The 19,882-nt window shown below is 45.6% G+C and carries 22 protein-coding genes; 1 reads left to right on the top strand and 21 read right to left on the bottom strand.

The features are described from left to right. Positions 1–81: 81 nt before the first annotated feature. The 21 genes from ACJJIZ_RS09215 to ACJJIZ_RS09115 all read right to left on the bottom strand — a co-directional run bounded on the left by ACJJIZ_RS09215 (position 82) and on the right by ACJJIZ_RS09115 (position 16,088). Complete coding sequence (locus ACJJIZ_RS09215) at positions 82–348, bottom strand: hypothetical protein (protein WP_444915944.1); 267 nt, start codon at positions 346–348, stop codon at positions 82–84. A 106-nt stretch (positions 349–454) separates the two neighbouring features. Further along, positions 455–841 carry an Imm50 family immunity protein gene (locus ACJJIZ_RS09210; protein ID WP_444915943.1) on the bottom strand — a complete coding sequence of 129 codons (387 nt, stop codon included), beginning with the start codon at positions 839–841 and terminating at the stop codon, positions 455–457. A gap of 97 nt (positions 842–938) precedes the next feature. Further along, a complete protein-coding gene (locus tag ACJJIZ_RS09205) occupies positions 939–1,250 on the bottom strand; it encodes a DUF8479 domain-containing protein (protein WP_444915942.1) in 312 nt (103 codons plus the stop codon). A 237-nt stretch (positions 1,251–1,487) separates the two neighbouring features. Further along, positions 1,488–1,970, bottom strand: a complete 483-nt coding sequence (locus ACJJIZ_RS09200) for a hypothetical protein (protein WP_444915941.1) — start codon at positions 1,968–1,970, stop codon at positions 1,488–1,490. Between the two features lie 69 nt (positions 1,971–2,039). Then, positions 2,040–2,396, bottom strand: coding sequence for a hypothetical protein (locus ACJJIZ_RS09195; protein ID WP_444915940.1), 357 nt, complete (start codon positions 2,394–2,396; stop codon positions 2,040–2,042). Between the two features lie 112 nt (positions 2,397–2,508). Further along, the gene (locus tag ACJJIZ_RS09190; RefSeq protein ID WP_444915939.1) at positions 2,509–3,036 is read right to left on the bottom strand and encodes a hypothetical protein; all 528 of its coding nucleotides are present in this window, start codon (positions 3,034–3,036) and stop codon (positions 2,509–2,511) included. A 168-nt stretch (positions 3,037–3,204) separates the two neighbouring features. Continuing rightward, a complete protein-coding gene (locus tag ACJJIZ_RS09185; protein ID WP_444915938.1) occupies positions 3,205–4,761 on the bottom strand; it encodes an IS1182 family transposase in 1,557 nt (518 codons plus the stop codon). A gap of 204 nt (positions 4,762–4,965) precedes the next feature. Next, positions 4,966–5,187, bottom strand: a complete 222-nt coding sequence (locus ACJJIZ_RS09180; RefSeq protein ID WP_444915937.1) for a hypothetical protein — start codon at positions 5,185–5,187, stop codon at positions 4,966–4,968. A 136-nt stretch (positions 5,188–5,323) separates the two neighbouring features. Continuing rightward, positions 5,324–6,613, bottom strand: coding sequence for a group II intron reverse transcriptase/maturase (ltrA, locus tag ACJJIZ_RS09175; RefSeq protein WP_444914012.1), 1,290 nt, complete (start codon positions 6,611–6,613; stop codon positions 5,324–5,326). Positions 6,614–7,275: 662 nt separating this feature from the next. Continuing rightward, entirely contained in the window at positions 7,276–7,860 is a 585-nt protein-coding gene (locus ACJJIZ_RS09170; RefSeq protein ID WP_444915936.1) for a hypothetical protein, read from the bottom strand. 104 nt (positions 7,861–7,964) lie between these two features. Continuing rightward, a complete protein-coding gene (locus ACJJIZ_RS09165; RefSeq protein ID WP_444913291.1) occupies positions 7,965–8,327 on the bottom strand; it encodes a hypothetical protein in 363 nt (120 codons plus the stop codon). A gap of 132 nt (positions 8,328–8,459) precedes the next feature. Next, positions 8,460–9,209 (bottom strand): hypothetical protein, encoded by a 750-nt coding sequence (locus ACJJIZ_RS09160; RefSeq protein ID WP_444915935.1) that lies wholly within the window; start codon positions 9,207–9,209, stop codon positions 8,460–8,462. Positions 9,210–9,313: 104 nt separating this feature from the next. After that, positions 9,314–9,796, bottom strand: coding sequence for a lysozyme inhibitor LprI family protein (locus ACJJIZ_RS09155; protein WP_444915934.1), 483 nt, complete (start codon positions 9,794–9,796; stop codon positions 9,314–9,316). 99 nt (positions 9,797–9,895) lie between these two features. Continuing rightward, complete coding sequence (locus ACJJIZ_RS09150) at positions 9,896–10,180, bottom strand: hypothetical protein (protein WP_444915933.1); 285 nt, start codon at positions 10,178–10,180, stop codon at positions 9,896–9,898. A 159-nt stretch (positions 10,181–10,339) separates the two neighbouring features. Further along, positions 10,340–11,896 carry an IS1182 family transposase gene (locus tag ACJJIZ_RS09145; protein WP_444915932.1) on the bottom strand — a complete coding sequence of 519 codons (1,557 nt, stop codon included), beginning with the start codon at positions 11,894–11,896 and terminating at the stop codon, positions 10,340–10,342. Positions 11,897–12,050: 154 nt separating this feature from the next. Beyond that, positions 12,051–12,233: a hypothetical protein gene (locus tag ACJJIZ_RS09140; protein WP_444915931.1), complete on the bottom strand. Its 183-nt coding sequence runs from the start codon at positions 12,231–12,233 to the stop codon at positions 12,051–12,053. Positions 12,234–12,419: 186 nt separating this feature from the next. Beyond that, positions 12,420–12,719, bottom strand: coding sequence for a hypothetical protein (locus ACJJIZ_RS09135; RefSeq protein ID WP_444915930.1), 300 nt, complete (start codon positions 12,717–12,719; stop codon positions 12,420–12,422). Between the two features lie 101 nt (positions 12,720–12,820). After that, complete coding sequence (locus tag ACJJIZ_RS09130; RefSeq protein WP_444915929.1) at positions 12,821–13,225, bottom strand: SMI1/KNR4 family protein; 405 nt, start codon at positions 13,223–13,225, stop codon at positions 12,821–12,823. A 37-nt stretch (positions 13,226–13,262) separates the two neighbouring features. Then, on the bottom strand, positions 13,263–14,555 hold the full coding sequence (ltrA, locus tag ACJJIZ_RS09125) for a group II intron reverse transcriptase/maturase (RefSeq protein ID WP_444916197.1): 1,293 nt from the start codon (positions 14,553–14,555) through the stop codon (positions 13,263–13,265). Positions 14,556–15,166: 611 nt separating this feature from the next. Continuing rightward, positions 15,167–15,682, bottom strand: a complete 516-nt coding sequence (locus ACJJIZ_RS09120) for a hypothetical protein (RefSeq protein ID WP_444915928.1) — start codon at positions 15,680–15,682, stop codon at positions 15,167–15,169. A gap of 142 nt (positions 15,683–15,824) precedes the next feature. After that, positions 15,825–16,088 carry a hypothetical protein gene (locus ACJJIZ_RS09115; protein WP_444915418.1) on the bottom strand — a complete coding sequence of 88 codons (264 nt, stop codon included), beginning with the start codon at positions 16,086–16,088 and terminating at the stop codon, positions 15,825–15,827. Between the two features lie 1,037 nt (positions 16,089–17,125). On the opposite strand from ACJJIZ_RS09115, the gene mutS reads away from it, so the two are divergent. Beyond that, entirely contained in the window at positions 17,126–19,777 is a 2,652-nt protein-coding gene (gene mutS / locus ACJJIZ_RS09110) for a DNA mismatch repair protein MutS (protein WP_444915927.1), read from the top strand. The last annotated feature ends 105 nt before the right edge of the window (positions 19,778–19,882 follow it).

The following is a 19,882-nucleotide window of genomic DNA, read 5'->3' as shown; positions in this document are numbered from 1 at the left end:
GCTAAGGGACAGGCAAACCAAAGATTTGGCTGTCCCGCGTGAGCCGCGCCTTTTGCGGCTGGAGTGCACTTCAGCAACTTGTTAAGTGTTGCTCTCAAGCCAATAAACTCCGTCATATTGCCCAACTAAAATTTTATTGATTAATGGAATAAATATTTCAATATCACCACCAGGTTGATGCTCCTCTTCAATAGCCCCAGCGATAAACTCTTTCAGCTCTCTTCTATCCATTGAGGCTGATTTTCTAATTTCACCTTTATTATGTGGACGCACTCTATCAAAGCTAACAACATCACTACTCAAGGAATCTATTAGTTCGAAAATATCATCCTTATTCAAGTATTCCATATGAATTGACACTTAATGCCCAGCACACGGCCGACCGAAATAAAGCGAAGCGTAATGTAGGCCGTCCTGCCCGGCGCCTTTTGCCGGGCATTCGTGCTGCTGCTTGTTATGCATTTTGATACGCCGAAACCTTTGTAAAGAACAAAACATCGCAAACGCAGCTAAAATATGCACCCGAGGCAGATACAAACTTGAACGAATATAGATCACTATCCTTAATTTTTTCTACCCTAAATTCACCGATATTCTCTGACCCCCAATCTTTCATGTGAACCTCTGTACAGGCCCCCAGAACAATTGTTACTTGAACTGTATTAAATTTCTGATCGCTCCACTTTATTGGAGCGTTCCCTGGCCATTCACGAAGATCAAACTCGATTTTAACATCTCGATCTTCAAATGACATCCGTATAAGCTCTACAACTTCTCCGAATACCTGGTCTTGAAAGATCCTGTCTAGTGCCTCTCTTGAATTAAGATAGTCTAACCACATATGGTCACTCTATGGATTGCATAATGCCGCTAGCAAGGGCAGCCGAAGCAACGCGTAGGTTGTCCTGCGGAGTGCCGAGGGCCCGTGCCTGGCTTTGTTAACCATTTTTACAATCTGAAGGTTGATGAGAAAGGTTGAGGATTTGCTTGCCGGATTTTCCAAGGTATCTGAAATTTACGGTAACTCCGTGATCTACAAATTGCTTCATATCTGAAGATGAGCAGTAATTATTAAGTACTTTTGGAGACAGATTCTGTTCTAGAATAGATGCATCAATTTCATCAAACGAGTAATTGGTAAGCGTATAAATATATGTGAATGTGTTATTTAAGCCGACATTGCTGTCTAGGCGCGTTTCTGAATCTATGATCGTCGGCAACAGCTTATTTGCCTCTTCGGCTACATTCATTAGGCGATCATTCTGATCTACATTTTCTTTAAATAGAGCTTTGGCGGCAAAACTCCCTAAGACAGAACCTATTGCGGTAGCTGCGGTTACTAGGATTATATTCTTTTTGCTTATCTTATTTCCATTTTATTTTAATTCACTCACTTCTATGGTTAACACCTTGATCTGCGGCAGGTTGCGCAAAGTGTGGACTGTCCGGTGGAGGCCTGTAGGGCTGGAATAAACAGCATCAACTTGTTATGCACTTTGAACCAATTCTATCCAGTAGTGTTGTTTGTGAGGGTGCTTAGTCAAAGCATCCATTTTTAGTTTTGCATCAGATTCCCAGCGATAAGTACCAACCAAAAATTGGTTATCATTGTCATCGATACGACACAGTTTGTATTGCTTATGCCGAATAAATGGAGATTCCCAAATAATTGTTTCAGAACTCACTTTCAATTCATAGAGCATTTCTGACAGCGCTTCATAATCAGGCTCGGGATTGAATAGCGAATAAACAATAGTTTTGTCTTTATTTTCAAGTAATACATGCTCAAAGCTAATTTGCTTACCAGATCCAAGTTTCGCGCCTGCTATTTTCGTTGGCCCTAATCCATCTTCTTCACAATCTTGAAATATAAAACCAAGCATTCTTTCAAGCTGTTCCCAGCTAAAGGGCAAAACTAAACTATGGTCGTAATGACCTCGAACCCATTCGCTTTCAGTGACCTGCTTCATGCTCTGTCCAATTGCATAACGCCGCCAACGTTGGACGTCCCGCGGAGCGGAGTATCCTGCTTGCGTTTGTTAAGCATTTGCTAGGACACCGGACATCAAAGTAATACTCATAAACACAGCGAACGCGAAGGATAAGATGAATATGACTTGCACCCGAGAAAGCTTCGTCTTCATTCCAAAGTTGAGAAACTCCTGTATTCTTGGATGGAAATAGGATTTCACTCCAAGGATGGCAGAGACAAAGGCTATTGCCGCATACATTAGTACTACACCCCAGAATTTTTCCGGATCATCTAAAACATTGATAGTCTCGGATAGTCCAGCTCTTTGATATGCAATCACCACACCCAAAACAGCAGATGTTGCTGCATAGCCGCCGCTGATAATGGCCAAAACGATAAAAAAGGGCTGAATTTTTTTAGGCATATGTGTCTTGATGCTTAACGCCCACCTCACCGGAGTAGCAAAATTGGCGTGTGTTTTTGCGGTCCTTTGCAAAAACCGCAACACATTTTGCGGAGTCCGGTGGAGGTACTTGTTAACTGTTTGTACATTGAGCCTCAAACTCCGACTTTTTGGTAGCGACCAGCTTTAAGCTCGATAATAAGTTAAATACTCCAATGCCCGCACCAGCAAGAAACCATGGCGTAAGTGCTGGTAATGAAGCTACTTGTTTAATAATAACCCACGATTCAGAAATGAGATCGAAGTAGTTGACCTCATGAAGACTTGGGACCTCGGCTTCTGGGTTTATTGAATAAGCAGCAAAAGCAAGAAATGCATACACAAATATAACTCCCATCAATGCCGAAGGAACTCCAAATATGCCAAGACCTGGCCATTTCCATTGTGCTCGAAATTTGTGGATCGTTGAAATTAGCACCAAAACTAAACCCAAAACTAGCGCAAAGGATGCTTGAGCCGATGAATCATCAACTACGCGTGTTGCGAATAGCACCATCATCGCAATGTGATAGACAAACATAAGCTTAAAATCTAAAGACACATTCTGAGGGCTATTGTCTTCATTTTTCTGATTAATCTTTTTCCGAATTGAGTCAAACATCCATGATTGGCCTTATACAGTTAACGAGGCTGTAGAAAAACAGTTTTGGAAAAAGCTGTCATTCCTCAGAATCCTTCAATTAAAATTTCGGTCTAAATTTAGCGATACCACTAAATTTCTTTCATTGTATTAAATTTAGGCGCCTTGATGCCCCTAATTTATACTCAATCAGTGGATACTGCCATATCTCATCAACTTTTCTATGTTATGCACCAAGCAAAACATCTGCCATTGTCCCTGAACCTTACTTTTTCCTCGTAGCGAGAAGCGATTCAATCGTTTGTTGGTACCAATGTTCCCGAACACTGGCTCGACAACAGACATTCGATGTCCATAAATGGTCTTGCCTTCGATACTATCAACCCGCTTTTTCATCCAGTCAGTGGCTGTCCGTCCGTTTGTCCAAGTTAGGGATACTTGCCTTCCGTGTCCTTTTCGAGAGCTGGCAGAATCCGGGTTTCTCATACACTGGTTTTTAAGGCTGCATCCCCTGCAGTCAGTGAGGCGCCCTTCGAACAATAGCTTTTTCTTACCTTCACTAACATACTCTTCCTTTAATAAAAGCATAGATTTTCCTGCCGGACAGATACAGGTTTTCTTTTTCTTATTGAATGTAAATTCACTAGCAGGGAAAGTCTGCTGGACATTAGCCCTACCTTTTTGTTTACGCTTGCCATACTTGGCTTTTTGCTTAGCAAAAGCTTTATCACGTGAACGGAATTTATTGTCAGGTATGTAGGCATTGATGCCGATCTCTCGCAGGTAGCTGTAGTTAGCGTCGTTGGAGAACCCAGTATCAGCAGTAATGATGACCTGTTTGGCCAAGATGTCTTTATCTATTCCTATATGCTGATAATGGCAACTGATGCCATCGAGAATAGGCTTCAATGTATGATGTTCTTGCCCCTCACCAAAGGCCTGTGCTTCAACAACTATCTGATGCTTCCTATCAACTGCGGCAACGCCGTTATAGCCCTGGATGGTTCCCTTGCTGGTAGTCATCTTGGCTGACTCATTGTCTGTGATATTACTTTTTACTTCTTTAGGGTTTTTACCTTGTCCCATCCTGGGGGAGTGATTCTTTAAGAACTGATCAATTTTATCAAAGTGTTTCTGAAGAGTATCAGCCGCTTTAGCTACCGCTTGTTTTCGCTCTTTTTCTTTAGGCTTCCTGCCATCAAGCCTCTTGTGCTCTTTGAGGCAATGTTTGATCTTCTTGCGAATTTTTTCCTGCTTCTGTTCTAGCTCTTTAAAAGTTCCCGAATGTTCTTTACTGGCATTGGATGGCATCTTGCATCCATCTATTGCGAAAAGCTCGTTGCCAAGCAGCCCCTGCTGATCGCAGACTAGTAACACTTGCTCAAACACCGACTCAATCGCATCAGGATAACTGCTTACGAAACTCGCAATACTAGTAAAATGTGGAACGGTATCGCATGACAGTGCTTTGAAGAGGATATTGTTCTCACATTGCCATTGAATTTCACGGCTTGAGGTAATGCCTTTTGAGTAAGCAAACAATATGATTTTCAGCAGGATAGCCGGATCATGAGCGGTTCGCCCGCCGCAATCATTTTGATATTTTTTATGGAAGACAGAGAGGTCGATATAGTCATCAATCAGATGATGAAGTGTAGACTCAAAGGTTTCAGGTTGTAGTTGTTCTTCAAAATTGATGACGACCATTGCATCTTGGTTGTAATCGTAACGTTTGAAGTTGGGCATATGGATAATCTCGACATCAAGACCTCCATTTTAACAAAAAAGCTACCTTTTGAGAGTTTTTCTACAGCCTGAACGCCCAGCGCAGGCGCAGCCAGCGCGGAGCGCCTTTTGTGTTAATGTTTGAGCGACAGCGAGTAACACAAAAGGTGCGTAGCGTTGGCTGTCGCTCTGCCGCTGATTGTTATGTTTAGTGGACCTGCCCATTTATTCACCCTCTACTTCTTCGGGAGCCAAAAACGGCACTGATGAGTGAAGTTTTTCTTTTAGGCAAAGTCCATGAGAATAAAGCGACTGAAATTGCTGATCACCTAGATCCAAGTTCATTACCACAAGTGATTTATTATCAATGACCTCCCCACAAAAGCAGCACTGGCCTTTAGGGTGTTGAGACTCACCAAACATCTTTTTTATCTTCTTCAAATTCATGGGAGATAGTCATTCGCTAGGTGCACAGTAGTGGTAGGACAGCCGGTTACCCTAACTGCCCCCACGCAGATCCGGACGTGCGGAACTACCGCATCCGGCTCTTCAGTAATATATTCGCTCGTGTAAAGCACGAACCCTAATACCAGTCCACAAGTATACTGCGTTTGTATACTCGCGGTGGCTTTAGCCCAAAATATCCCAGCATTTCCTTTAGACTATTCCAGTTATAACTCTTGCGCTGACTCCGTCGATTGAGCCATTTGTGTATGCTGTGTAGAACATAGCTGTACAAACGGGACAAGCTTCGACTGTTGTCTGGCAGACCGAAGTAGTTCTGGAAGCCTTGTAGCTTGCGCTTCAGTGTGGGCAGCCATTCTCTCAGACGCTCACTGCGCTTGGCTTTGATCCAGTGGTAGAGCGCTTCCATTGTGCCCTTCTGTTTCTTTGCGGCAGTCCGGCGCCTGAGCCTGGGACGTTTGTTGACGTCCAAGCTCCAGTAGAACTCAAAACCCAGAAACTGGAACTGCCGTTTTCGGCCCGGATGGAAGCGGCTAAAGCGCTTCAGGTGCGTTTTCTCGGGGGCTAACTGCAGGCCAAACTTGTTCAGCCGTTGCGGTAGTACCCGGTAAAAGCGCTCTGCATCCGTTTTCAATTGGAAAGCCGCTACATAATCATCGGCGTACCGGATTAGCATGGCTCTGCCACGCATACGCGGCTTAACCTTCTTCTCGAACCACAAATCCAGGACGTAGTGCAGATAGATGTTCGCCAGTACCGGACTGATCACGCCACCTTGCGGGGTGCCTGCTGCCGCTTTACTGAACTTACCATCTGGAGTTTGCACGCGCACCTTAAGCCACTGTTTAATCAGTGTCAGCAGGGCTTTGTCGTCGATACGAAGGGCTAGCATGCGCAGTAACCAGTCGTGATCCAGCTGATCAAAGAAGCCTTTAATATCGGCTTCAACGATGTAGCCGTAGCCTTTGAATTGCAGGTTTAAGCCAAGGCTATGTACGGCTTGGTGGGCGCTTTTCCTGGGGCGGTAGCCGTAGCTAAAGGGCAGAAAATCCTGCTCCCAGATACTTTGCAGTAGCTGCGCTACGCTCTGCTGCACCAGTTTGTCTTCCACCGTAGGCAGCCCCAGTGGGCGCTGCTTGCCGTTGCCTTTGGGAATCAATACCCGCTTAATCGCCTGGGTACGGTAGCGTTTGTCACACAGCCGTTGATGTAGGCATTGGATATTTTGCGGCAGACCTTGCCGGTAAACTTCGGTTGTTACTCCATCAATACCGCAGCGGGCCTGCTTGTTGAGCTGGCCCCAGCTTTGATACAGCAGGTTGGAATTTAGCAGTCCGTATAAATTCTGAAACCTGTGCGTGGGGTGGCTCTGTGCTTTAAATGCGATGGCGTGCAAGGCGGTTGTCATAGTGTATCCAGCCCTACTTTGTCCGGACTATGTTTCTGTTGCACACCGATATTACTGTCAGCCCCTTCGCCATGTAAGCGGCTTTCCCGCTCTCGGACTACTATGAGCTGATCCGACTTCCGAGTGGTCTTCGTTGGTTTCACCATTAGGCTTAACTTCCCTACCTGCTCCTTCAGGAACCTGCTCGGATCTCTCAAGTTCTCAATACCTCTCTTTCTACATGCCATGGCTTGATAACCCCGCCGATCCGCCACAACCTCACCAATGCGGTTGCTTTGCCTGGACTTCGATGGCGTTACACATCTCGTCGATCGGAGCTCACTTTATTATCGGAGCGATACCAGCACTTCAGGATCACGATAACCCCTATGGCCTATAGAATTCTCTGTGTACGCTTCACATAGTTTGTTCACAGTGAGAAAAAAATGAGTATATTTTTTTTCCTTCTGCTCCGCCCTACGCGCAACACTCGATACGGGTGGCTGGTTAGGCCTTACCCGACAGGGACTTCCACCCTGCAAGAAGCATCAAGCTTAGCTTGACGCACTAACGCCCAATTCAGTGGCCCGATGCGGAGTGCTTTTAATTATGCTGCAATGTAATGAAAGCATAATTAAAAGCGCGGAGTATCGGGTCCGACTGCAATTTCTTGTTATGTGCTCTTACTCCGTCTTTTTGAACCAACCGTTTTCTCTTGAACTAAGTTCCTGCCAGGACTCTCTACTTAGAATTTCCATATTTGAATGCTTAGTACCTACTAATACTTTTTCAGAATCCCAGGACAGTACTTCTTCTAGGTCTTCAGGAGGAACACCACCAAATTTCGGGAAATACTCCGGTTTAAATGCCCATACTCCACTTTCGATAGCTTCGACCAATTGCTTAACATTCTTCGGTTCAGCGCACAATATTGGTAAAGTACAAATTACTTTAGATATTTCTTCCGGCTCATAGTAATCATCATCGAGAACCCAACCCTCATCTCGCCATAAATAAAATGTCGAGCTAGCTTGTGATACTACAATTGCTGTTTCAGAAATATTTGGACCGCACTGATAGAACACAGAATATCTAATTTCATTAATATCAATGACTCTAACAGAAATTTCAGAGGAAATGGGAACCTTGTCGATTATCTGAGATAGCAAATCTGCAATTAATGGGTGCGCAGCCCTAATGGAGTTTTGAGTCTCCAAAATTTGAGCTAGGCGCTTCTCGATACTTTTTCTTAAATCTATGACTCTCATCCTCTTGTCACATAACGCTTCACTCAGCTGCGTTTTTGAAGGAGTCCGTTTGTGCTATAAGCACAAAAAGGAGCGACGGAAAAAACGTCAGCTGGAGTGACTTGTTAGCCATGTAATTCATCGATTCTATTTAATACTTTTAACTCGATACGCTGCCATTTAGCAATACCATCCTCTTGAGACAATATTCTTTTCCTTACTCCCCGAAGATGGTTTAACTCTTCGAAAAAGACAATTTCTGATTCTTTGCCTTTATAGGTTTCATCTTCCCCAAGACTCCAAATTGCCTCTGAAGTATCGATATTATCAAGCAGTAAAGTATCTATATCAATGTAATAGCGTTGTAGTCCTTGACTAGTTTCAACGGGACCAAGTAATACCGTTTGAATCAACCCGTCTAGACTATCCAGGGATACAATTCCTTCTAAGTAATCGCCTATTAATTCTTTAATCTCGTATTTATCCATGAGCTACTTCTTACGGCTAACGCCCAGCGCAGGCGCAGCCAACGTGGAGCGCATTTTGTGTTAATGTTTGAGCGCCAGCGAGTAACACAAAAGGTGCGTAGCGTTGGCTGTCGCTCTGCCGCTGCTTGTTAGCTATTTGGGGAGCTCTGAGAATATCATATTGATTGCAGAGATCGTTTGATTTAATAGGTCTTCCGATTCATCTATATTATAGAATGCATCAGGATGTTGAGTAGGATTCCTAAAGTGAATTCGCATGCTATCCAGGTGTGACAACAATTTTTCTGATGGTTTAGGATTTCTCTTGCTTCTGAGTTGAGACACCATTGGCCCCCACATTAGTATCTTAAGGCGTTTAGTTTTCTTATAACTACAGTATAAGAGTTTAACCTGCTCTTCGAGTGTTCTCATAAGATGAAAGGCGGCGCCCGTCGGTTGATTTAGAGCAATAAGCGTACACGCCATAGAAAAATCTTTTTTTGCATTATTCTTCAGTGAATTGTAAACCTCACTCGCCAAAAGTTTCTCTGGATAGTTAACTAATTTATCAATTGAGTATCGCTTATCCGTGAGGACATATGCCTCTCTAAGTTGGAGCTCAGCATCCAAGGCCGGATCAATTTTTTGTAGTTCTGAAAGAATTTTATCTGAAGTTGCTTTAGAAACTACGGCCTCATCCGAATTTTTCAGATCCTTAGCTATATTAAACAAACCTGTTGCGACACGATAGGTAACACTCAACTCCAGCTCATGAAGCTTTTTGAGAAAATCCACAATATCTTTTACAGCTTCATTCCGCTCAGAACCAAGTAGGCCATCCTCTTTAATCACGCAGTAATTGAAACCAAATGCGTAGTAACTGTAAATTGATGATTTTCTCATGTTTTCTCTTAGCTAACGCCCAGCACACGGGCGGCCGAAGCGCAGCGTAGGCCGTCCAGCCCGCGTTTTTTGCGGGCGACCGTGCTGCTGCTTGTTAAGGCTACTTACCAGTTATGAAATTTGTGACATTCTGGTGAGCCACACTGTAATGATTTTAGATATATTGCATGTTTTTTAAGCGCATCAGTACGAAAATTAGCCATTGATATGATACAGTTCATCCCTATACCCTGGCCAAACCTTAGATGCTGTGAATTATCTTCATAGTTACACATGGCTTCTCTAAACTCTTCCCACTTTATTTGGGCTTCGACAAAGCTGCTCTTTGGTTTATGTTTTCCATCATCATCTTCAATCAAAGATAAAGCCGCTTCATATGCTTCTTGAAGCTGTTTCTCAGCTTCATCTCTTTTTATTTTCAGACACATCGAAGTTTCATGTCTTGTTGCATAGTCACACGGATTTTTAAGAACACCATCGATACATACTAAATTGCCTTCAATCTGGTGCCCCTCACATTCATCACCTATTTGTTGGCAATACGCAATTGTTGGTAAAGATAGTAGTATGGCTATTATAAATCTCAATTCTCTCTCCCTATGCCTTAACGCTGGCAGCAAAGGCGAGCGAAACGCAGTGCAGCGAGTCCAGGCCACGCTTTTCGTGGCCGAATTTGCCTGCCTTTGTTAAGCATTTTCTTGTGCCATTGCCTGTCTTAGTTTCTCTATTGCAGGAACTACACCTGGATGTTTTTCAACCCATTCGAATCCAAGATACTCTTGAAGAGATAACCTGTTTAGTATTTTTTCCATTCCTTTAGATGTTCTTGCTTGCAAGAGGTTGTGCGCTAGGTCCATAACATCTTCGCTTGCGCCAGAGCAAGGCTCACCAATCTCAACGCCCCACTCCTTTTGAATGGCAGAGATTAACTTTCCTGCTGCCTTCTCGGATTCTGATTTTATCCTTGCCATTTTCGAGTGCTTAACGAGGCTGTAGAAAAACAGTTTCAGAAAAAGCTGTCACTCCTCAGGCTCCTCTAATTAAAATTACGGGCTAAATTTAGCTATTCCACCAAATTTCTTTCACTGTATTAAATTTAGGCGTCTTGACGCCCTTAATTCATCACTCAGTCAGTGAATACTGCCATATCTCATCAACTTTTCAATGTTATGTACCAAGCAGAACATCTGCCATTGCCCCTGAACCTTACTTTTCCCACGTAGCGAGAAGCGATTCAATCGCTTGTTGGTACCAATGTTCCCGAACACTGGCTCGACAACAGACATTCGATGTCCATAAATGGTCTTGCCTTCGATACTATCAACCCGCTTTTTCATCCAGTCAGTGGCTGTCCGTCCGTTTGTCCAAGTTAGGGATACTTGCCTTCCGTGTCCTTTTCGAGAGCTGGCAGAATCCGGGTTTCGCATACACTGATTTTTAAGGCTGCATTTCCTGCAGTCAGTGAGGCGCCCTTCGAACAATAGCTTTTTCTTACCTTCACTAACATGCTCTTCCTTTAATAAAAGCATAGATTTTCCTGCCGGACAGATACAAGTTTTCTTTTTCTTATTGAATGTAAATTCACTAGCAGGGAAAGTCTGCTGGACATTAGCCCTACCTTTTTGTTTACGCTTGCCATACTTGGCTTTTTGCTTAGCAAAAGCTTTATCACGTGAACGGAATTTATTGTCAGGTATGTAGGCATTGATGCCGCTCTCTCGCAGGTAGCTGTAGTTAGCGTCGTTGGAGAACCCAGTATCAGCAGTAATGATGACCTGTTTGGCCAAGATGTCTTCATCTATTCCTAACTGCTGATAATGGCAACTGATGCCATCGAGAATAGGCTTCAATGTATGATGTTCTTGCCCCTCACCAAAGGCCTGTGCTTCAATAACTATTTGATGCTTCCTATCAACTGCGGCAACGCCGTTATAGCCCTGGATGGTTCCCTTGCTGGTAGTCATCTTGGCTGACTCATTGTCTGTGATATTACTTTTTACTTCTTTAGGGTTTTTACCTTGTCCCATCCTGGGGGAGTGATTCTTTAAGAACTGATCAATTTTATCAAAGTGTTTCTGAAGAGTATCCGCCGCTTTAGCGACCGCTTGCTTTCGCTCTTTTTCTTTAGGTTTCCTGCCATCCAGCCTCTTGTGCTCTTTGAGACAATGTTTGATCTTCTTGCGAATTTTTTCCTGTTTCTGTTCTAGCTCTTTAAAAGTCCCCGAATGTTCTTTGCTGGCATTGGATGGCATCTTGCACCCATCTATTGCGAAAAGTTCGTTGCCAAGCAGCCCCTGCTGATCGCAGACCAGTAACACTTGCTCAAACACCGACTCAATCGCATCAGGATAACTGCTTACGAAACTTGCAATACTAGTAAAATGCGGAACGGTATCGCATGACAGTGCTTTGAATAGGATATTGTTCTCACATTGCCATTGAATTTCACGGCTTGAGGTAATGCCTTTTGAGTAAGCAAACAATATGATTTTCAGGAGGATAGCTGGATCATAAGCGGTTCGCCCGCCGCTATCATTTTGATATTTTTTATGGAAGACAGAGAGGTCGATATGGTCATCAATCAAATGATGAAGTGTAAACTCAAAGGTTTCAGGTTGTAGTTGTTCTTCGAAATTGATGACGACCATTGCATCTTGGTTGTAATCGTAACGTTTGAAATTGGGCATGTGGATGATCTCGACATCAAGACCTCCATTCTAACAAAAAAGCTACCTTTTAAGAGTTTTTCTACAGCCTGAACGACTACAACAGGGGCGGCCGGAGTATAGCGTAGGCCGTCCCGCGAAGGGCCAAAGGCCCGTAGCAGCCTGCTTGTAATGGTTAAATGCTGCTGCCATAAAGCTCTATTTTAACTTTTTTGGAGGTATACCACACAATGTATATTTTTGTACCGACGTACAGGCCATTTATGAGTTCACTCGTGTGCACCACAAAGTCTGCTGTGCACTCAAATTTTTCATCCTCTTCATCGAACGGGTAACTCTCTTTAGTCCAGATACTCATAACAGTATCTAGAGTTTGCTCTCGCATAACCTCAACAATCTTACACTCTTCTGGAGTGATCGGATTCATAGGTATTGGATTAACATATGGATTTCTCATGGTATTTAACGCCCTGCACACGGGCGGCCGAAGTGATGCGTAGGCCGTCCAGCCCGCGCAGTTTGCGGGCGATCGTGCTGCTGTTTGTTATGTTTTTTCACACTTTACTCTTTCTAGTAACGCAAACACTTTATTTGCGATCTCTGCTAACTGGGTGTTTAGCTTATTTACCTTATCTTCATCTTCGGTTGCATATTCTGTGACCAGCAAATCGTCAATATCACAAGTTGGTGCATATTTAATCCAAAGATCTTCTAAAAAGCTAAAGTCATTTCTCTCTATTTTATTTACCGCTCCTAGGGCTTCAAGTTCCCATTCGCGGATACCACGAGACCGAAAGTAACTAGCGGCTTCAAATAATGCGATCTTAAGATCTTCTTTAACCATGATTCGAAACATAACGCCTCAATAACCGGCAGCGTTGTGGCGAAGCCACGCTTTTAGCTGTCCGGCGCCGTAGGCGCGAAGTTGATTGACTTGTATAGCATTTACACATTGCTTGCTACCCATTCCTTAAACGAGGGACAAACCTCTTTGAAATGGTCTTTGGGACCTACCCCTGGATCATAGTCTGTTGGATCGAATTCAATGACTCTATTAGTTCTGCTCGCAGAGTCGATACAATAGTGGATTGCACACCCAACATGGATAAATGGGATTAGTTCCGTTGGCCAAACCCAGTTTGAATCATCTGGGTCATCAGAACGAAAACTCTGATATAGACTTAAGATCGAGTCATCTAAGTCGGTTTTGTGACCGGTAACAATTCCGAGCATGCCATAATCCGGGCCAAAGCCGCCATTTCCTTTTTCTTTGTAGAGTTCAATTAAAGATACAGGGAGTTCTATCCCTGTTTTTACTTTGAACTCTTTCGCTTCCTTTTCGATGCTCATAGCTTCATCTGATGCTTAATCGGGATAGGGAGGCACCTCACGATGCCCCTCCTCCCACACCACCAGGCATACGGGTCACGTACCATGGCGGTTCAATTCTATTCCCCTTCCTATCTGCCAATTCCGGCAGCCCCAAGTTCCTAAAGTATCTATTTGGCAATGCTCTGTAAAGGGCAGGACTTTTGCTTAGCCTCCATGGTCCATGTGCTGATTTGGCCGTGTTCCGCGCTAAAAAACGATCAACGCCCAGCCTTCTTAATCTGCGGTAACCATTACGTCCCCATTGCTTCCATAAATAACATCGCAACTTCCGCCTTATCCACTTGTCCAGATCTTTCAGAGGGCTCAGTACTTCACTGATGTCAAAGTACGCTTTCCAACCAAGCAGGGACTTCTTTAACTCTTCTATGATCTGAGTAAACTTGCGGCCTCGTGTTCGGCGGGTGACCATTCTGATCTTTGCCTTCAATTTATTAATCGATGATTCTGATACCTTTATCCGGGCATCCTTCTTCAGCAATCTAAATCCTAGAAAGCTCCGCTTCCAGAAGTGATCCTCTGCACTCTTCTCAGTATTTACTGTGAGCTTCAGCTTACATTTGATGAAGTGCGTAAGGCTTACTTTTATCCGCTCTGCAGACCGGCGACTTCCCACCAGTATTTGAAAATCATCGGCATATCGTACAAAACTGAGTTGCCGCTTGTGCAGCTCCCAGTCCAGTTCATTAAGCACAATATTCGCTAGAAGCGGAGATAACGGCCCACCTTGCGGGACGCCTTTTGTTGTAGCTATTACCTTGCCGTCGACTACCGTTGGCGCTTTTAGGTATCGGTTTATCAACCCCAGCACATCAGCCGGTATTCCACTTTGCTTCAATGTTAGCATGAGCCTGTCATGATTCACTTCATCAAAGAAGGATTTCAAGTCCATATCGATCGTCCAGCGCTTTCCTTGCCGGACAAAGTTTTGGACCTGTCTAATCGCCTGGTGCGCTGATCGATTTGGTCTAAAACCAAAACTAAGAGCATGAAACTTTGGTTCCCATTGCTCACTGAGTATCTGTGCGATAGCTTGCTGGATCAATCTATCTTGCACCGTTGGTATACCCAATGGACGCAGGCCTCCATTGCCTTTTGGTATAAAGACGCGTTTCACCGGTTGAGGACGATAACTACTACTAAGCACCTTTTGTCGGGTAGCAATCCAAGTCTGCTTAAGATGTTCCGGCAGTTGTTTTACCGTCATACCATCGAGACCTGGCGCACCCTGGTTACGAGAAACTTGTTGTAATGCTCGAAACAGATTATTCCTATCTAGAATTCGCTGCATTAAAAGAGATGGGAAATTGGACAATGTATGATTAAGTTTCCAGTTTGATGTTCACCCAGAAAAAAAATGTTTTTTTTTCTGGCAACTAAGTTACTTGTCAGATGCAGTCATCAAGCTCTGCATTAATAATACTGTCCAGAATTGTTCAGGCCTTCAGTAGCACGAAATCTACCTACTATGCCTTCTGCTGACTTCTATGGATCGGTCAAAACCAATCTCTCAGTTTTCAGTTACTCCATTAACAACCCATAGACCTCCCAGGGTAAGACATTTAACTTTCTTCACGTAGATGCTGGATTTATAAAACGAAGGCCAATTGTGGATGGAGAGCTTTATGGTCACGTGCCCACTGGCTCCGCCTACGTCACACCTCATATCCAGTTCTTGTTCATCACCCCGTGAATTTGCGTTGGGCTTCCTCCAGCCAATACCTCGCGATATTAACCTTGCCCTTTCGCTAACCTTCGGCTCCACGAATACCTGGTAAGAGGACTTTCACCTCTCTAGTTAAATGCCATGCCTGGCACACACGCCGCGATAATCGGCTGGGCGCGCGAAGCGTGGCCAGTCCGGTGGAGGCCCGTAGGGCCGGAACGAAATTCATCGCCTTGTTATGTCTTAAACAAGTCTTTGATAAAGCTTACCGGAGACTTTCTACTTACCACTAAATTAGAAACTGCTTTGACAAATAACTCCTTGTTTGGAGCTGGGCCAGGCCCATGATTTGCTCGGCTATCTTGCGATCTCTCTGTAAGCATTGTGCCCACCTCACCATTCATTGGATTAACGGAATACTCCAAACTGAAACATCTATAAATCTCACTACCCTTTGGTTTTACTAGACCTATGTAGTATGTTTCGTTTCTCTGAATAGGCGTAGGTAGCTTGATTGTTGTGAGCACCACTCCTTTTTCAAGGTCATCAACGAAAACATCGATTTCTTCACTGGATATAATTTCATTTTCAGGGAGCTTATCTGCAAAACTATCCCAAATATTAGAAATCACATCTCGACCATCTCGATGGATAGCCGCTACAAAATTTTCAACTGCATCACTAAATATTACTTTCGGAAGTATTATTCTAGTCATGCAATAGTGATGCTCTCTGTTACCAGTTTTTTCCATTCTTTAATTCTCAATCTCAAAGAGACATAACGCCCGGCTCAACTGCCGGAGGCTACTGGCGCCTTTTTTGCGGTTCTTTGCAAAAAAGGTGACAGTAGCCGGAGGTCAGATTGCAGCCGCTTGTTAAGGCTTGCCTGATATTTTAACCGTGTTGAATCCATTGTAACGCTTTGAAATCTAATTGATACGTTTCAAAAGGAATCCATGTTACACGATAAAATAACATTGGTTTTCCTTCATTTATTGAATAGTAAAGACCAATTTTCTTGTGGCTATCAATCTCTAACGTTGTAACTGAAAGGCTATCTGGATATTTATCATTCTGGTTGTAGAATTGAACAACTTCATTCTTTGCTCGATCAGCTATGGCTCTCGCATCATTATGTAGGTAAACATGGTGGGCCAATATAAGAAACACCGATGCGAACCATATAGACATTCTCGCACATCGAAGCTTTATGCTCTTCGGATCTTTATAGATGTAAAATATATTTTGTAAAGCTAAGGGAATAATGAAAAAGAAGGCAATTACTAAGACGACTGCTCCGTGCCGAGGCAACCCAATTATTAGGAGGATTGCACACGCGATCATGGTCTCCTTGTAATCTTTGAGTAAATGCACGATATCCATCCTATACCTTAACAGTTAATTCAAAAGCAGCTTCTATATATCACCCTTCTCTATAATTCTACTGCCCTCAATCAAAGCCCGCTTAAAAACCCAATAAAATCAAAAAAATACATTGAGTGGCACGAAACGAAACAAGTAGATATAAAGCAGCGTCTTTATAATTCCGCGCTCCCCCTGCTTTATATCATTTTTCACATCCTTTAAAAATCAACAAGTTATAGAATTTTCCCCAGAAATAGGAGCAGCGTCTTTTGAATTCTGATATACGAAGCAGGACTTAGTTATCAGTACTGTATTTCATCAGCCTACTATGCACATATGTCCCAGCTGGAGGGATGCGCTACCGCGTAAAGAATTGGCTTGCTTAGTACTCGACCTTACTGAGTCAGGAATCTTTTTTGTTGAGATCAGCAGCAGATTCATTAGAGCAAAGAAAAGTGACGATCCCTACCTCAAAGACGAAAACGTCCCGCTTCCCTACAAGGCTCTCATAAAATCACAGGGTCGCTGCTGGCCATTTCACTTGCAGTTGATAAGCCATCCATAGTGGTTTGCCCCCCACTCTGCTATTCTGCGCCCCCTATAAAGAAGCCCTTCGAACTTTAGCCTGGACCTTTCTGTTCAGATCTATCCCGATTGCATGCTTCAAGAACATCAGGTTTGGGCTTGCCGTTCATTATTTGATCGAACGCTTCTGCTTATTAAGCCCCCGAGGAAACCTGCCCCCTACCCCAATCTGAGCCGGCCGCCACTCCTGCGGGGCTCTTGGGGTTTGCGAACACTTTTGTAACTTACTGATTTTCTTAGAAAAAATGCCAAAAACCGCAAACAAGACCAAGGCCGCGAAACCCGAACACACCCCTATGATGCAGCAATACATGCGCATCAAGGCCCAGCATCCCCAAGAGTTGGTGTTCTACCGCATGGGGGACTTTTACGAACTGTTCTTTGATGATGCCAAGAAGGCGGCTGAGCTGTTGGATGTCACCCTTACTGCCCGTGGTAAGTCCGGGGGTGAGCCTATACCCATGGCCGGTATTCCATACCATGCAGCTGAGGGCTACTTGGCGCGACTGATTAAAGCTGGTGTTTCCGTTGCCATCTGTGAACAAATCGGTGATCCCGCCACCAGCAAGGGGCCGGTTGAACGCCAGGTAGTGCGTATTGTTACCCCTGGTACGGTTACCGACGAGGCACTTCTCAACGATCGCCGCGATAACCTCCTGGCTGCTATTTCACACTTGGGCGATGTATTTGGCCTGGCACTGCTGGACTTGGCAACCGGTCGTTTTGTGGTTCAGGAAACAGATACTCTGGAAGCCCTGGCCGAGCAGGTGCAGCGCCACAATCCCGCTGAACTGCTTGCGCCGGAAGACCTTAGCCTGCCGGTTGAAATCGAGCGCCGCGCGGGCGTGCGCCGCCGTGCACCTTGGGAGTTCGAGCTGGAGAGCGCTTTGCGTCTGCTCAACCAACAATTCGGCACCATGAACCTCGAAGCCTTTGGGTGCAGCCATATGCACGGTGCTGTGATCGCTGCCGGCTGTTTGCTGCAATACGCACGGGACACCCAGCGTACCGAGCTGCCCCATATTCGCGGCCTGCTGACGGAAAGTGGTGAAGAGACAGTCGCCTTGGATGGTGCCAGCCGCCGCAATCTGGAGATTGATCTGAACCTGAACGGTGGCGATGACAATACCCTATTGTCGGTCTTCGATAGCTGTAAAACCGCTATGGGTAGCCGCTTGCTGCGCCGCTGGTTTAACAACCCCTTGCGCCAGTTGACTACCTTGCGCAACCGCCAGGATGCCATCGCAGCATTAATTGCCGATTATGGCTTTGAGCCTCTGCGTGATGCCCTCAAACCTGTGGGCGATATGGAGCGAATCCTGGGCCGTTTGGCACTGCGCTCTGCACGCCCTCGGGATTTGGCTCGCCTGGGCCAGTCCCTGGCTCAATTGCCGGAAATTCAGCAACAGTTGGCGGAATCTGACGCAACTTTATTGAGTGAATTGTGCAGCCAGATCGGCGAGTGGCCAGAAACCGTAGAGCTGCTGCAAGATGCCATTATTGAAAACCCTCCGGTAGTAATTCGCGACGGTGGCGTTATTGCTACCGGCTACGACGAAGAACTGGACGAGCTGCGCGCTATCAGTGAAAACGCCGGCGATTACCTGGTGCAACTGGAGCAGCGGGAAAAAGAGCGCACCGGTATTCCCACCCTTAAGGTGGGTTACAACCGGGTGCACGGCTACTTTATTGAAATCAGTCGCGGGCAAAGCGATAAGGCGCCAGCTGAATATATTCGCCGCCAGACCCTAAAGAATGCCGAGCGCTTTATCACGCCCGAACTGAAGGAGTTTGAAGACAAGGCACTCTCCGCCAAGAGCCGCGCGCTAGCTCGTGAAAAGGCGCTGTACGAAGAGCTGATCAATCAGTTGAATGAGTCCCTGGCAGAGCTCCAAGCCGCCGCAGCAGGTATCTCCGAATTAGACGTGCTGGCCTGCTTGGCCGAGCGCGCTGACGATTTGCGCCTGTGCCGTCCCGAACTGGGCACTGAGCCTGGTCTGCATATTACCGGCGGGCGCCACCCGGTGGTGGAGCAGGTATTGGACGAGCCTTTTGTGGCCAACGATATTGATTTGCACAATGACCGCCGCATGCTGGTAATTACCGGCCCGAACATGGGCGGTAAATCTACCTATATGCGCCAGACAGCATTGATTGCCCTGTTGGCCCACTGCGGCAGTTACGTGCCCGCCGACAGTGCCCAGATCGGCCTGCTGGATCGTATCTTCACTCGCATCGGCAGTGCCGATGACCTGGCCGGTGGCCGCTCCACCTTTATGGTGGAAATGACCGAGACCGCCAATATCCTGCGCAATGCCACCGAGCACAGCTTGGTACTGATGGATGAGATTGGCCGTGGTACCAGCACTTACGACGGCCTGTCCTTGGCCTGGGCCTGTGCCCACTACCTGGCAGGGGAAGTGCGCGCCTTTACGCTGTTCGCCACCCATTACTTTGAACTGACTGACCTGCCCAGCCAATGCTCTGAGGCCGCCAACATCCACTTGGATGCCACCGAGCACGGCGAGGGAATTGTCTTCCTGCACCGTATCCAGGAAGGGCCCGCCTCTAAGAGCTACGGGTTGCAGGTGGCCAAACTGGCCGGTATCCCCAGTGATGTATTGACCGAGGCCCGCGCGCGCTTGGCGGCATTGGAAGCCGGCGCCCAGTCGGTTGATGTGCCCGCTCCTATTGCTGCGTCTGCACCGGCCCTCAATCAGGAGCCGGAAGAAGCCTCTGTACCAGTGGCTGCAGCCCCTGGCTCCCCCCAGCAGGTAGATCTGTTTGGCAGCTCAAGCCACCCGGCCGTAGATGCCCTTGAGGAGCTTGATCCGGACGATTTGACGCCACGCCAGGCACTGGAAGCGCTCTATTCTTTACGCAAGTTACTGAAGTAAAAGACCGGGCGGCCCTGGTCGCCTAATTCATCCTGTTATAAACAGTGAACTAAATCGACTGAAAAGCCACTACAATTCGCGCCAGTAATTGATAAAATCCGCTGC

It is taken from the genome of Microbulbifer maximicatervae (SeqCode), assembly GCF_052467225.1.
This window is presented reverse-complemented; position numbering and strand designations above follow the sequence as displayed.